Consider the following 13,330-nt stretch of genomic DNA (forward strand, 5'->3'; position numbering starts at 1 on the left):
CACCTCTAAAAATTTTATTGCTTTCATGCATTTCTTTAAGACTAGAATGCACGTAATAATGAAGAACTGCTTGAATCAATTTCTTCTGCTGTTTTCATTAATTTTAAGTGCATTTCAAATTGTCTTTGTAATGCGATCATGTCTGTCATTTCAGACAAAGGATTAACATTACTTGACTCAAGAGCACCGCCTTGGACTTGTACATTGACACTAGCCAGTTCTGCTTGACCATCTTTACGTCTAAATAGGCCATCAGCGCCTTTTTCTAATAAACGAACATCAGGGTCAACTAATTTAATGCGGCCAATTTCTTCCTGTACACTACTTGGCGCCCCTTCAGGCTGAACCATAATAGTTCCATCAGATGAGATTTGAATATTGCTAACCGGTAAAGGAACAATAATAGGACCATTGTCTCCTAATACAACTTCACCACTGGTCGTTTCTAAGGTGCCATTTTCTGTTAAACGTAAATGTCCTTGCCTACTATAAGCTTCACTTTGTCCAAAAGGATCAGCGGCACTATTCATTACTTGCGGCGTCTGTACAGCAAACCAACCGTCGCCTTTGATTGCGATATCAAGCGGGCGTCCAGTCGTTAATAAAGAGCCAGAGTCAAAATTTTGGCTTGCGCGTTCAGTCATGGCAAAAACACGTGTTGGTTGACCTTCACCAAACGCTTGCATGGTTCGCGCTTGTGCTAAATCAGCTTTAAAGCCTGTAGTTTTGGCATTTGCGAGGTTATTAGCGTTAATTGCTAGCGCCTGCATATTTTGTTTGGCACCGCTCATGGCGACATAAAGCATCTTATCCATAATGGTTTCCAGAAAATAAAAATTGTTACGTTAATAAATGCAAGGACAATGCCAAAGATGTATTAAGAAGTTTATGCTATGTTTTTCTGCACTTTGAAAAGAAATATATAGAGGAAATAGATAAGAGAATAAAAGAAAAAGCTGCTGCCCCCAATAACATAGTCATCGAGAGCTAGCAGCTTAAAGATAATTTTGTTCAATAATACAACAGTTAAAATAAAATCACTGCTTAACTATCTAATTTGTAAAATAGTATTATTTAAATCATTATCCACTTCTAACGAACGAGAGTTAGCTTGGAAGTTTCGTTGTGCTGAAATTAAATCAATCAACTCTGTGGTTAAATTGACATTTGACTGTTCTAAGGCTGATGAGTTAATTTCACCAAACGTACCCGAGCCCGCCTCACCCGCTATCGGGTCACCAGAAGTAATACTTTCTTTCCAAGATGTACCACCTATTTGAGTTAAGCCCTGTTCGTTAGCAAAACTCACTAATGCTATACGTGCTAAAGCCTCTGCCGTACCATTACTATAGGTAGCTTCTACTAAACCATCAGTACCTATCTCAATACCGGTTAATCGACCAACCGCTAAACCATCGTCTTCTAATCCATTAAGTGAAAATTCACCTGTCCATTGTGTTGGTTCTTCACCAGATACACCTAAATTAAAATCAATAATTATTTGTTGAAGAGGATCTGCGCCATTGTTTAATATAGCTCCACCTAATGCTGCCGTTTCAATCAAAGCAGGATCTTGACTTGTAAAACCACCACTAGAATTGAACACTAATTGTGCTCCATTAATACCAGCACCATTATTAACTGGCCCGCCTGGTATATCGACTAAGTCACCATCTACTGCTGTATACATATCCCAAGTATTATCCGCTGTTTTTGCGAAATAATACGTCACAATATGACTTTGACCTAGCGAATCAAAAATGTTGGATGCGGTTGACTCTGAAAATGTTGAACTATCATTTATATCAAAAGGAGCAGTAATAATCTCTGCGCTTGCAGGTAAGTTCATTTTGATGTCTACTTCACTGGTTGGGGTTGGCGCACCTGATGAAGTAGGTATTTGTAGTGGTGATGCAGTACTTAAGGCAACCGATGAAGACGAGCCGTCTGAGTTAACATCAAACGCTAACAAATATTCGCCAGCCGAGTTAACAACAAAGTTACTTTTATTTAATTTATATTCACCCGCTCGCGTATAAGATGTTTCTAAGCTACCAATATCAGGTACTGTTGCAAAGAAACCATTCCCCGTAATTGCTAAATCAAGCGAGTTAGTCGTAAAAGCGATACTACCTTGTGAGAATTGTTGAGCAACTTCAGATGTTAAGACACCATCACCCACTTTTGTTTTACTTGATGACAATAAAGATGTTGCATATACATCTACAAATTCAGCACGCGATTCTTTAAAGCCCGTGGTATTAACGTTAGCTATATTGTTAGACGTAACATCTAAATCTTTTTGTGCTGCGTTTAACCCACTTAATGCTATATTAAATGACATAATTTAATCCTCTTAAAAATTCATTGCTTTATTAGGCTACATTTCATTCTAATGCTAACCTGTAAAATTTATCTTTTTGTTGAGTTTTGCCCCAATCAATTAACCTTCTGCAACTTCAACTACATCTTCTAATTTCATCGCACTACCACCATTAAGATTAAGTACAATACCGTTTGAACCGGCAAGCGTAACACTATCTACCTTACGATAAGTCATTGCTTGCAATTCAGACGCTTGTCCATCAACAAGACCAACAACTCTAAAACGATAAGCCCCAGTAGTTGCGGCTTCCCCTTCAGACGTTTGGCCATCCCAAGTAAAGGCGGCACCACCTTCAGCCATATCGCCAACAGGTACCGTTTGAACAATTTCACCTGCAACGTTTTCAACGTAAATAGTGATATTACTTGCCGCCTCAGTAGTAACTATTTTCCCTTGAACTGAATCGCCTTCGCTCATGCCAAAAACATTATCTTCAACTAAAACACTTCGACCTACCAAAGATGAGGCTTGTAAGGCTTGACTTGAAGTCATCGAACTAGCAAAACCAGCAAAAGATTCATTCAACTGACTTACACCGTCTGTTGTAGAGAATGCGGTCATTTGAGAGATCATTTCATTGTTATCTGCAGGTTCGGTTGGATCTTGGTTTGCTAATTCTTGTGTTAACAACGCAAAAAAATCAGCCTGTGTGAGCATGCCATTGCCACCACTATCAGCAGTTTCATATTCTTCTTTTTGCCAATAAAGAGAGTCAAGGCCATTTGTACCACTAACAGTTTCCATTTCCTACTCCTTATGACTGACCAAGTTGCAGTGTTTTAGTTAACATGTTTTTTGCTGACTCTGCTAATTGCACATTAGTTTGATATGAACGAGACGCAGAAATCATATTGGTCATTTCTTCAATAACATTAACATTAGGTTTATAAATATAACCGTCTTTGTCTGACATAGGGTGTTCAGGTGCGTATTCAACATTTAGAGGTTTGTTACTTTCAACTATCCCTAATACTTGTACACCAACACTACTTTCTTGTCCCCCGGCAGCTTTTTGCATAGCAGCGGCAAAAACTGGATGCCTAGCACGATATGTTTCACTTACACTTGAACTAACACTGTCAGCATTAGCAATGTTACTTGCCGTGGTATTTAAACGCATTGACTGCGCACTCATACCACTACCTGTGATGTTAAATACGTTAAAAAGGCTCATTATTAAGCACCTCCTGAGATGACATTTTTCAGGGCTTTTATTTTTCCGTTAAGAAACTGAACCCCAGCTTGATACTCTAATGTGTTTTCTAGATACAAGTTTCGTTCCACTTGTACATCTACCGTGTTACCGTCTCCGGTATCGGGCTGATCTGGATTGCGAAAAGCAATGTTATTATTTATTTCAGTACGCACATCAAAGTGTTTAGCGTGAGTTTTACTCATGCCAATTTGTTGTTGACCAGCTTGTTGCATCGCTTTTTGAAAGTCCATGCCCTTTGCTTTATAACCAGGGGTATCAGCATTAGCAATATTGCTAGCGATCACTTCCGCTCGCTGAGATCGCAAAAGCATTCCCTTTGCGTGAAGTTCAAAACCTTTATCAAAGCTAATAGCCATAATAACTCACCATTAATTATATTTAACATTGAGTCATTCAATAATTATGCCAATAAAGATGATACAAATTAAAAAGAAAGTAAAATGCTGCCAACGACCTTACTAGTAGTAAATAAAAAAGTATTAAGCAATGAAAGTATGTTGCAGGGATAAATAAGAGGGGAGTATGTGGTTTGTAAAGTTAATATCCAGTGAAATAGCAGGTTGTAGATTAAGTAAATACTAAGTTGTGAAGTTTATCTAACTTCTAATTATTGTAAATTTCACAACTATAGTGGTTACAGCACATTAATAATAAAAGGAGATTATTCCCTTTTTATTTTTTTTGATAAATAATACCTGGGTTACAACGCAGCATCTCAAAATCAGCATTTAATCCAGAAAGTGATTCCGAAGCACCTAAAAACAAATACCCTCTTTCATTCAAAGTGCCATGAATTTGACTTATTATTTGAGTTTTGATTTCTGTTGAAAAATAAATCAGCACATTTCGACAGAAAACAACATCAAAACGTCCCATCAAACTATAGCTATTAAGTAAATTAAGCGGGCGAAAACTTACCATTTTTTTCACTTCATCTTTTACCTTCAGCATGCCATTATCACCATTTTCAAAAAACTGTCTTTTTCTTTCTTCAGACAAACCACGTGCTAACGCAAGTGAATCATAATGTCCATATTTGCAGTGTTCCAGCATAGTACTTGAAATATCAGTACCAATAATTTGTATACCTCTTGAGAAGCTGCCAGGATTACTTTTTTGATACTCTAAAATTGACATCGCAATAGAGTATGCTTCTTGCCCAGACGAACTCGCTGCTGACCAAATTTTGACAGGCGTTTTACGTTGAGCTAATTCGGGCAATATTTTACTTTTTAATAGCTTAAAAGGGTAATCATCACGAAACCATAGTGTTTCATTAGTCGTCATGGCATCGATCACTGCAGCTCGTAGTTGTCGCTCTACGGGTGACAACGTTCGAGTCACTAATTCTCCAAGCGAATTAACACCAAACTTGCTCATTAACGGAGCTAAGCGGCTTTTAACTAGATATTGCTTACTTTCACCTAGTACAATGCCACACTGTTGCTCTAAAAAAACTCTAAATTGATGATAACTTTTATCGTCAAGTTGTCTTACTGACACTAGTACTACTTCCTAATTTATTTGATATGGTGACTATTTTTATAATGGATGGTTTAGCCACTTTTTAACCGCTGTTGCTAGTTCATCTGGATGAAATTTAGCAATAAAATCATCAGCACCAACTTTTTGAACCATGGCATTGTTAAACACACCGCTCAGTGATGTATGCAAAATAATTGGCATTTTAGCCATACGTTCATTACCTTTCACTTCAGCGGTTAGCGTATAGCCATCCATTTCTGGCATTTCGATATCAGAAACCATTAAAGCTACTTTCTCAGTAATGCTATGCTCACACGTTTCAGCAATAGCAATGAGTTGATCTAATGCCTCTTGCCCATTTTTTGCTAACGCCATTTTAATACCTAATGGCTCTAATGCTCTTTTTACTTGATTACGTGCCACGGTTGAATCATCCGCTATCATCACTATTCGTTCACCGAGATCTTCGCCCACACTTTTATCAACAACACCATCACTTAAATCAGTTGAAACAGGGCTAATTTCATTCAATATTTTTTCTACATCTAAAATAGAAACCATTTGATTGTCAATTTCAGTAACAGCAGTTAAATAGCTAGACTTCCCTGTTCCTTCAGGAGGTGGCATCATGTCTTTCCAGCTTAACGTAACAATCCGCTCAACACCTGCCACTAGAAAGCCTTGAATACTACGATTATATTCAGCAATAATAATAAAAGAATCTTCAGTTTGCGTTATCGCTGGCCCACCAATAGCTTTACTCATATCAATAACTGAAATAGTTTGTCCACGAATATGAGCAACCCCTTTAATAAAAGAGTCTTGTTTAGGAATCATGGTTAATTTAGGACACTGTAATACTTCCCTTACTTTAAAAACGTTAATTCCAAAACGTTGGCGACCTACCAATTTAAAAAGTAGTAGTTCCAATCTATTTTGACCAACCAATTGTGTTCGCTGATTGACCGAGTCTAATATACCTGCCATAAAAACCTCATTTATAATCAAGAGCGCTATCATTAATCCTATATTGAATAGAACAAAAAGGCACAATTCTTGATTGTATTTACTGTATGTCAAAATAAGTGACAAAAAACTGATGCTTAGTATGTCACTATATTATAAGTAATGAATATAATTAATATACTCATAGTATAAACTTAATGTGCCAATAACTATGTTACCCTAGTTAAGAGCATAGTCGAGTATTTGAATTAACCTAAAAATATATGGCAAAAAATCATGCGTACAAGTATCGTTTATCTTTCTTTTATCTGCTTATTAATGCTTTTACCCTCCATCAGTTTAGCGACAACATGGGATAGAGCTTATATAGAGTCATTTGCAAAAAAATACCTAGAAGCCAATATACCTGCGCCAGCTGATGGACGAATATCCTTTAATGTTACCAATATAGATACAAGAATAATAATAAAACCTTGCCAAGTACCTATTAAAGCAAATATACCTGAAAATACCAATCGTAGGAATGTTAATGTTAATATAACTTGTGATGATGCAACTCCTTGGCAATTATACTTACCTGCTAAAATTGAAAGAACCTTTGCAGTTGTTGTTACAACGAGTACGATTGAGAAAGGTGAAGTGCTCACTAAAGAGAATATTGCAATAGATTACATTGCCACAAACAAAATACGTGGTGAAAGGATTACCGATATAAACTCAGTGTTGGGTAGTAAAGCAGAAAAAAGAATCGGCAATGAACGCACCATTACTAAATCAAACATATGTTTAGTTTGTAAAGGAGACGTTATTACTATTATTGCAAAAAACGATAACTTTTTAATTAAAACAAAAGGTACTGCACTAAGCTCAGGTAATTTACATGAACAGATTGAGGTTAAAAACTCACGTTCTGGTCGAATAATTAAGCCTCAAATTAGTGCTGTTAATCAGGTTACTATTAACCTATAATTTTTAAGATCTAATCTTTACAGTCGGAAATTATTTTACCCTAAAATTTTTAGTGTATTTTATTTAAGTTATCTTACTTTTTGCCGATATAAAGTTAATGAATAAACTTTAGAAGAACTTTTTACCGTAGGGTAATATTATGACTATAAATATCAATAACTTAAATAACCAAGCACAGATCAACCAAAATAAGCAGTCTCATGCTAAACAAGATGTGGCTCAAACTACAGCACATAGCCCACAAACTAAACATGTTGCTCGCGACTCTGTTTCCTTGACGCCACAAGCGCAACAGTTCAAAGAATTACAAAAAAAATCAGCTGATGCACCTGTGATTAATCAAGAGAAAATTGAAGAGCTGAAAAAAACAATTGCCTCTGGTGAGTATAAAATAGATCCGCAAAAGCTTGCTGCTAGCATGGCTAAGTTTGAATTTACGTTATAATTTGATATAACCGTGGGACTGGGTGATAATCACCCTTTGCTATAATAAAGGTGTACTTACATGTCAGCTTCCCCTCAATCAATAGAGTTAATTTCTCAACAATTTGCTCAATTACAAGAACTAGAGCAAATTATTAGTAGCGAAAAACTTATTTTACAGCAACATCAACCTGACGCATTACTAGAAATTAGTGAGCAAAAAAACTTATTGTTGGTTGCTATTCAAGATTTAGATAAAAAAATTAGTCTTAACCAAGCTTTTTCAATAGATAAAAAAGCCGGGGTTCTTGATGAAAAACTCACTGAAATTGAAGATCTATTACACCTTTGCCAACAAAAAAACAAAATAAATGGCCAAATAATAGCGCAATCTCAGCTAGCTGTTCAGCGTATGAAAACAACGTTATTAGAAAATAACAATAAATCATCAATGACTTATGATAGTAAAGGTAAGAAATCTGGTGGATTAAGCAGCATAGAGATGAAAGCTTAGATAAGTCATATACTTCAGTTATTCAAATTATTAGCTATTAGAATAACTGACTCAAAATAACCTCAAGTCAATATTTCATTAATACAAAACAAGCCTCTATAATGAAGCTTGGTTGAATCGAGTGTACCCTACGTTTAAAAGTATTCGACCTTCTTAATTTCTTTTCGCTGTAAATTTGCTTGATATATTTCATACACGTCTTTGAAATCAAGCTGTAATTCTGTTGTATAAGTATCCCCTACCGGATAACTTTTTACGACTTTAGCGCCTCTAATTAAGCCTTTTATAGATGAAACTAATTGTTGGTTTTCAATTAACATATCAGCCATAGTTGTTGAACTACTAATTTGTTGCCCATAAACTTGCTCTGCTAACTCTGAATAAGCGGCAATTTTCGACGCTTTAATGGCCATTAGCATCCGTTGAGTTTTGTTATCAGATTTTTGTAAACTTATTGGTGCGTAACCAATACCGTGAATAATAGGAAATACTTGTGGTTCAACTACTTGCCATTGTACATGCTTATCGTACATGCTTGTGCAAGAAGCAATAAACAGTAAACTTACAACAGCAGTTATTATTTTAAAGCGTGCATTTATCATTATTTCACCTCTTAAATTACTGTTGAATAGCAACAGCGCGCTGCTCTTTAATTAATTTATGATTACTGCGAATCATCATACCGTCTTTCATTATGACATGTTCACCATGATTTTTTTCTGCACCTACAACCCATTTAGGAATAAAAGATTGTGCTGTAGCAACAACAACATGAGATTGAATGCCAATCATACGTGCATTAACGATAATCCCGTCTTCTTGCTCCATCATAGTTCCTGTGACTACATAGTCAATAATCTGACGTTCAGGAAGCTCTTCCCAATCACGACTAAAAACATAGTCGCCTGCTTTTGTAACACGAATATGACCTGTAGCCTTGTAGTCAATAATGACCAAACCATGACTCTGTAATTCATGCACAAAGCTTTCTGCTATTTGATTTCCTAGCCAATTAGTTGACTCAAGATCCTCTAAATTCACAAACGAAGCAACAGCCACCGGCGTTTTCGCGTTAACAAAACTACTATTTGCTAACATTTGATACGCTAAACCTTTTACTAAATCATTAATGGCATGCTTAGGTAAGTTATAACTATCTATCTCACTTTTATCTGTTTGCTTTATCTTATAAAAGTTATCTTCTTTTACTGTATTGCTACAAGATAAAAGAGTCGGCAGCAGTAATGGTATCAGCCACTTTATCATAGTGAACCCCTTAATAATTCAACATTTATGCTATATTTCGCTAGCTTAAGCAATGAACTTTTTATCTATTCGATTATTTATTGCTATAAAACAATGCACATTTCAAGCCAATTAAACTTCAAGTACAAGGTTAGTTAAAATAAACAGGCACACATTGTGCATAAGCTCTATAGTTAAGTTCCTTGTAAATTGCACTATGCCTAAAACAGGCTTTTAATTTTCATGAGAGAGTATATGTATACTATATCTAAAAAAATCATTTTATCTATCAGCTTAATGTTAACTAGCGCTATTACTAATGCACAATGGTATGAGGCTCAAGGCTATGCATCAACAGCTAAAGACTCGGTTGAAGTAGCGCGAACTAAGGCAATGGAAAATGCGTTAAAAAAAGCATTACTTGTCGCTGGTGCTAGCGTTTCAAGCATTCAACAAGTGGTGAATGGTTTGCTCACTCAAGATCAAATAAGTATACGTGCTAGTGGCAGTGTGAATTCAATTGAATTAATAGAAGAGCTTCATAGTAACGATATGATTAGCGTTACTATACGTGCCGATATTTTTCCTCAAGAAAAAAAGTGTTTCTCGTTAGATTACAAAAAATCAATTTTGATCACCAAAAGCCACTTACTTCAAAGAGAACACGCAAACCTTGGCAAAATATATCAAATTGATTCCGCCATGATCAAACAGCTAAATAAAAAACTTAAAAATCAAAGTAGCTATAGCGGGGGTAAATTATTACTTAAAAGCTCAACAGAATTCTCGCGTTTAAATAATAGTTTCAATGAAGAAAAAATAAAACAACTCACAATCTCTCTAGCTGAAAATACCGACAGCCAATATGTTCTTTTTAGTGAAATTAACGATATGTCTTTGCAAGAGCAAAGAACAAATTCATTAAAAGTATGGCAACAACCGACCTACCCTAGGAATTTCGATTTTACCCTTTATTTATACAATGGTTTTAGTGGCGAACAAATATGGCAAGGTAATTACCAAGACTCTGCGGTTTGGGATTTCAATAAAAGAAGAAGTATTGATGTACACGCCACCACCTTTTGGCAGAGCGATTACGGTAATATGATTGATGCTTTACTTAGTCGGACAATAAATGATATTGACGAAAATGTTATGTGTGAGCCGAATGAAGGAAAAATAATACAAGTCCAAGGCAACCAAATTACAATAAATTTAGGTAAAAATCATGGCGTGAAAGTTGGTGATGAGTTCACGTTACTCCATAGTAGCACTTTCGTTAGTCAACAAGGAAAAAGCTATACAGGTTACAATATTAGCCCACACAAAGTTAAAATAACCAAACTTACATCGCAAAGTGCGACAGCAAAAACACTGAATAATGATTTATTAGATAATATCCAAATAAATGATGTAGCGGTGCGATATTAAAAAAAAGTATATAAAGCAAAGGTAAAGCTTAACTTTATGCTCATAAAGCAATAGAATATGCAGCATAAAGTAGCGTAGCTATTTTTATTCGTTTCAAAACGCCTTTGTAGCTCAGCAGGATAGAGCAAGCGCCTCCTAAGCGCTAGGTCGGAAGTTCGAATCTTCTCAAGGGCGCCATAAAAATCAACGACTTATATCAAAAGACACTTCAAAGAAAACACGAATAAAATAATTATGTAGCACATGTGTAGCAGATTTATTTGTGATCGGGATATACTTCATGGAAGGAGTATTTCTAATAAGCTGTTGTGGGGTAATTATCTTACTGACAGCTTGTTATTATATTGATTTAAAAAAACTTTTAAATCAATATAATAACAACAAAACACATAACAGTGTAGACAATATGTAGTCTATACAAAACGATTGTTAATGATAAAGGTGTTATCTATTTTTACATTAAATTTAATCTTATGACAACTCATGCCACATTCGAGACATTAGACACAATGGTAACATCAGTTTTTAGATTATATTTGCTCTGTACTCTCAATCGAAATAATATCTTTATTAGTTAAATTTATTACCTCTTGCTTTCTAATTCCATTTATTTTTGATTTTCGCGATTCTATGTCAATGGTATTGTTTTTATTAAAAACAACGGTAGCATCAATCATTAGGCAAACTTCTTTAAATAAGCGGAATAAATTTGTATGCCTAGAAATTCCAGTTACCGGAAGTATTGCAATGTCTGGACTTATGTTTATTTCGATATTAATTCCTGAAAAATCCATGAGTTTTTTAACAAAGGCATCAAAAGTTATATTTTTAAACTCTTGCACTGACGAAATTTCTAACAGTGAAAGTCTAAAAAACGAATGTATAGATTCAATCTTTAAAGATAAGCAATCCGGTTTAGATGTGGAATTCGTTTCTTTTTTAAAGAACTCACCTTCAAACATTTTCATATATTCATCTTCACCATTCTGGGCAATAGAAAGGCGAATTTGATCATTCTTAGAGTAAGTTATAAAAACACTGTTCAGTTCAGGGCTTGTCGACTTAAACGAAAATATAGGAAATGAATCTATAGAGCTGCTTGTAGACATTTCTAGAACATCATTACCAGACTCCATATTAGGCTCTATAGTGTTAATAACCTTATTATTACGTATTAACTCAAGACGCGTTTTATGCTTATTATCTCTCATGATTGTCCTCCGACTAATCCAATGCTCATTGGAAAAGAGACTTTACCCTCTTGTTGAAAAACATTCGATAGACCTAGAGGTGAATAAAAATCAATCAACTTCCAAATTGTGGAAGTTGATATTTCTTTTGCCGCAAACTTGTTTGCATCGATAAAACTTACTTTTGCTTTTATTAATATTCTTTGTGATTCATCAAAGTTAGAACTTGGGGCTGTTCGAGCTATTGCAGAAATATTAAGATTACTCAAAATTGAACAATCAAAATTCATTAACTTTATAATTGATAAAAACTCTTTTTGTATCTCACCTTTAGTTTCTCCTGATGGGGTAAATGACAAATATATTTCATCGTTAGAGTAAAATATTGAAAATGGAGAATTTACGAAAGCCTCTTTAGCTAATTCATGTAAATGATTTACAAGATCATCTGAGGTAGATAATTCTATATTTTCACTCTTTTTTACTTGTTCTGGGATCTGCCCTGTTTCATGACTCAAAGCTCTGATGAGTTCGGTCACTTCAGGGTGGCTAGCATCTGATGGCGTATAAGAGATAACTTTGACACCATACTTTCGTGCAAATGAAGAAATCTTAAAGCTTGAGTTTTCATTGAGGAGAATATAGTGAGACAAAGGCATTCCATTATTGATTGACCTAATGTTATCTAAAATCACATCAATATGAGGATCTGATAATGAGAAGCCTACAAACACTAGAATCTTGGTTGACAATAAGCTACTTAGTAATAACCTCGTGCTTTGATTGCCATTAATTATTTTCTGATAATCACTAGTCGTTAATACAATACTAGATTGATCAATTATATCTCCATGCATTTTAAAAACAGAGTTTTTTCCATCTGAAACAAAGCGTGAGGCTTCAGGTGCATTTTTATTCGTATTTATTCGATATTTTCCTCTTCCCGCAATCTCAGGGATTCGATCATAGTTTGTTGTTATAATTGTTTTTGGAGCAAGTTCCATTAACGCTCTATAACTTTCTGGAACTTCATCCTCAGAAAAGTCTTTATCAAAAATTTTCTCCATTACATCTCTATAACGCACAGTTCCCATAGCATTAACGCAAACTTCCGCCACATCTAAGTAGCTTTCGCCTTTTTCAATTAGATCTAATATTTCGTTTTCTTCGTGTGGTAATTCACCTTCTTTTGCTTGTTCAAGAAAGTTTTCTAATAATGATTTCCATGAAGGAAAAAGAGGCTGAGAAAGACCAGCGCCAACAAAAAAAATAAATTTTTCGGGGTTTTCGTGATATGAAGTAACTAGCTCCATGAATGTATTCTTTGTATTAATTGGCACTCTGAATCCTTTTCGATGCGAAGAAAATTTAACAACTTATTCAAAGACAAAAGCCATTGTTTAAATATTGGTTTTGCCTTCTTTCATAATATTTGATTTATTAGAATATAGGTGAAGATTGAATAAATCAATCTATTAGAAGATTGACTAATTTTATAAAGATAT

15 protein-coding genes and 1 tRNA gene are annotated in these 13,330 nt (G+C 35.0%); 5 read left to right on the forward strand and 11 right to left on the reverse strand.

What is annotated here, in order from left to right:
* Positions 1 to 41 precede the first annotated feature (41 nt).
* From Q4503_RS16955 to Q4503_RS16985, 7 genes are all read right to left on the reverse strand, one after another.
* Positions 42 to 815, reverse strand: coding sequence for a flagellar basal body rod protein FlgF (locus tag Q4503_RS16955; protein WP_215971392.1), 774 nt, complete (start codon positions 813 to 815; stop codon positions 42 to 44).
* Positions 816 to 1,048: 233 nt separating this feature from the next.
* Entirely contained in the window at positions 1,049 to 2,344 is a 1,296-nt protein-coding gene (gene flgE / locus Q4503_RS16960; RefSeq protein ID WP_303602992.1) for a flagellar hook protein FlgE, read from the reverse strand.
* A 99-nt stretch (positions 2,345 to 2,443) separates the two neighbouring features.
* On the reverse strand, positions 2,444 to 3,130 hold the full coding sequence (locus tag Q4503_RS16965; RefSeq protein WP_303602993.1) for a flagellar hook assembly protein FlgD: 687 nt from the start codon (positions 3,128 to 3,130) through the stop codon (positions 2,444 to 2,446).
* Between the two features lie 10 nt (positions 3,131 to 3,140).
* Entirely contained in the window at positions 3,141 to 3,560 is a 420-nt protein-coding gene (flgC, locus tag Q4503_RS16970; RefSeq protein ID WP_215971394.1) for a flagellar basal body rod protein FlgC, read from the reverse strand.
* A 2-nt stretch (positions 3,561 to 3,562) separates the two neighbouring features.
* Positions 3,563 to 3,958 (reverse strand): flagellar basal body rod protein FlgB, encoded by a 396-nt coding sequence (flgB, locus tag Q4503_RS16975; protein WP_215971395.1) that lies wholly within the window; start codon positions 3,956 to 3,958, stop codon positions 3,563 to 3,565.
* Between the two features lie 316 nt (positions 3,959 to 4,274).
* A complete protein-coding gene (locus tag Q4503_RS16980; RefSeq protein WP_215971396.1) occupies positions 4,275 to 5,105 on the reverse strand; it encodes a protein-glutamate O-methyltransferase CheR in 831 nt (276 codons plus the stop codon).
* A gap of 39 nt (positions 5,106 to 5,144) precedes the next feature.
* Positions 5,145 to 6,074 carry a chemotaxis protein gene (locus Q4503_RS16985; protein WP_215971397.1) on the reverse strand — a complete coding sequence of 310 codons (930 nt, stop codon included), beginning with the start codon at positions 6,072 to 6,074 and terminating at the stop codon, positions 5,145 to 5,147.
* A 255-nt stretch (positions 6,075 to 6,329) separates the two neighbouring features.
* Here Q4503_RS16985 and flgA point away from each other — a divergent pair, with 255 nt between their 5' ends.
* The 3 genes from flgA (at position 6,330) to Q4503_RS17000 (ending at position 7,959) form a co-directional block, all read left to right on the forward strand.
* Positions 6,330 to 7,022: a flagellar basal body P-ring formation chaperone FlgA gene (gene flgA / locus Q4503_RS16990; RefSeq protein WP_215971398.1), complete on the forward strand. Its 693-nt coding sequence runs from the start codon at positions 6,330 to 6,332 to the stop codon at positions 7,020 to 7,022.
* Between the two features lie 139 nt (positions 7,023 to 7,161).
* Entirely contained in the window at positions 7,162 to 7,467 is a 306-nt protein-coding gene (gene flgM, locus Q4503_RS16995) for a flagellar biosynthesis anti-sigma factor FlgM (RefSeq protein ID WP_215971399.1), read from the forward strand.
* Positions 7,468 to 7,527: 60 nt separating this feature from the next.
* Positions 7,528 to 7,959, forward strand: a complete 432-nt coding sequence (locus tag Q4503_RS17000; RefSeq protein ID WP_215971400.1) for a flagella synthesis protein FlgN — start codon at positions 7,528 to 7,530, stop codon at positions 7,957 to 7,959.
* A gap of 134 nt (positions 7,960 to 8,093) precedes the next feature.
* On the opposite strand, the gene Q4503_RS17005 is transcribed toward Q4503_RS17000, so the two are convergent.
* Positions 8,094 to 8,561, reverse strand: a complete 468-nt coding sequence (locus tag Q4503_RS17005) for an LPP20 family lipoprotein (RefSeq protein ID WP_215971401.1) — start codon at positions 8,559 to 8,561, stop codon at positions 8,094 to 8,096.
* Between the two features lie 16 nt (positions 8,562 to 8,577).
* Positions 8,578 to 9,225, reverse strand: a complete 648-nt coding sequence (locus Q4503_RS17010; protein WP_215971402.1) for a FlgO family outer membrane protein — start codon at positions 9,223 to 9,225, stop codon at positions 8,578 to 8,580.
* 234 nt (positions 9,226 to 9,459) lie between these two features.
* Here Q4503_RS17010 and Q4503_RS17015 point away from each other — a divergent pair, with 234 nt between their 5' ends.
* Together Q4503_RS17015 and Q4503_RS17020 are read left to right on the forward strand one after the other, a co-directional pair.
* Positions 9,460 to 10,635 (forward strand): flagella assembly protein FlgT, encoded by a 1,176-nt coding sequence (locus tag Q4503_RS17015; protein WP_303602994.1) that lies wholly within the window; start codon positions 9,460 to 9,462, stop codon positions 10,633 to 10,635.
* Positions 10,636 to 10,735: 100 nt separating this feature from the next.
* Positions 10,736 to 10,812: transfer RNA gene (locus tag Q4503_RS17020), tRNA-Arg, on the forward strand.
* A gap of 353 nt (positions 10,813 to 11,165) precedes the next feature.
* On the opposite strand, the gene Q4503_RS17025 is transcribed toward Q4503_RS17020, so the two are convergent.
* The gene (locus Q4503_RS17025) at positions 11,166 to 11,846 is read right to left on the reverse strand and encodes a hypothetical protein (protein ID WP_303602995.1); all 681 of its coding nucleotides are present in this window, start codon (positions 11,844 to 11,846) and stop codon (positions 11,166 to 11,168) included.
* Positions 11,843 to 13,165, reverse strand: a complete 1,323-nt coding sequence (locus Q4503_RS17030) for an SIR2 family protein (protein ID WP_303602996.1) — start codon at positions 13,163 to 13,165, stop codon at positions 11,843 to 11,845. The genes Q4503_RS17025 and Q4503_RS17030 overlap by 4 nt, the downstream gene beginning before the upstream one ends.
* Positions 13,166 to 13,330 lie beyond the last annotated feature (165 nt).

This window comes from Colwellia sp. 6_MG-2023 (assembly GCF_030547765.1).
In the GTDB taxonomy this organism is placed as follows: domain Bacteria; phylum Pseudomonadota; class Gammaproteobacteria; order Enterobacterales; family Alteromonadaceae; genus Colwellia.

Excerpts from the sequence above, each read along its gene's own strand:
- Q4503_RS16955 (WP_215971392.1), bottom strand. The coding sequence starts at position 815 with ATGGATAAGATGCTTTATGTCGCCATGAGCGGTGCCAAACAAAATATG.
- flgE (WP_303602992.1), bottom strand. The coding sequence starts at position 2,344 with ATGTCATTTAATATAGCATTAAGTGGGTTAAACGCAGCACAAAAAGAT.
- Q4503_RS16965 (WP_303602993.1), bottom strand. The coding sequence starts at position 3,130 with ATGGAAACTGTTAGTGGTACAAATGGCCTTGACTCTCTTTATTGGCAA.
- flgC (WP_215971394.1), bottom strand. The coding sequence starts at position 3,560 with ATGAGCCTTTTTAACGTATTTAACATCACAGGTAGTGGTATGAGTGCG.
- flgB (WP_215971395.1), bottom strand. The coding sequence starts at position 3,958 with ATGGCTATTAGCTTTGATAAAGGTTTTGAACTTCACGCAAAGGGAATG.
- Q4503_RS16985 (WP_215971397.1), bottom strand. The coding sequence starts at position 6,074 with ATGGCAGGTATATTAGACTCGGTCAATCAGCGAACACAATTGGTTGGT.
- flgA (WP_215971398.1), top strand. The coding sequence starts at position 6,330 with ATGCGTACAAGTATCGTTTATCTTTCTTTTATCTGCTTATTAATGCTT.
- flgM (WP_215971399.1), top strand. The coding sequence starts at position 7,162 with ATGACTATAAATATCAATAACTTAAATAACCAAGCACAGATCAACCAA.
- Q4503_RS17000 (WP_215971400.1), top strand. The coding sequence starts at position 7,528 with ATGTCAGCTTCCCCTCAATCAATAGAGTTAATTTCTCAACAATTTGCT.
- Q4503_RS17005 (WP_215971401.1), bottom strand. The coding sequence starts at position 8,561 with ATGATAAATGCACGCTTTAAAATAATAACTGCTGTTGTAAGTTTACTG.
- Q4503_RS17010 (WP_215971402.1), bottom strand. The coding sequence starts at position 9,225 with ATGATAAAGTGGCTGATACCATTACTGCTGCCGACTCTTTTATCTTGT.
- Q4503_RS17015 (WP_303602994.1), top strand. The coding sequence starts at position 9,460 with ATGTATACTATATCTAAAAAAATCATTTTATCTATCAGCTTAATGTTA.
- Q4503_RS17025 (WP_303602995.1), bottom strand. The coding sequence starts at position 11,846 with ATGAGAGATAATAAGCATAAAACGCGTCTTGAGTTAATACGTAATAAT.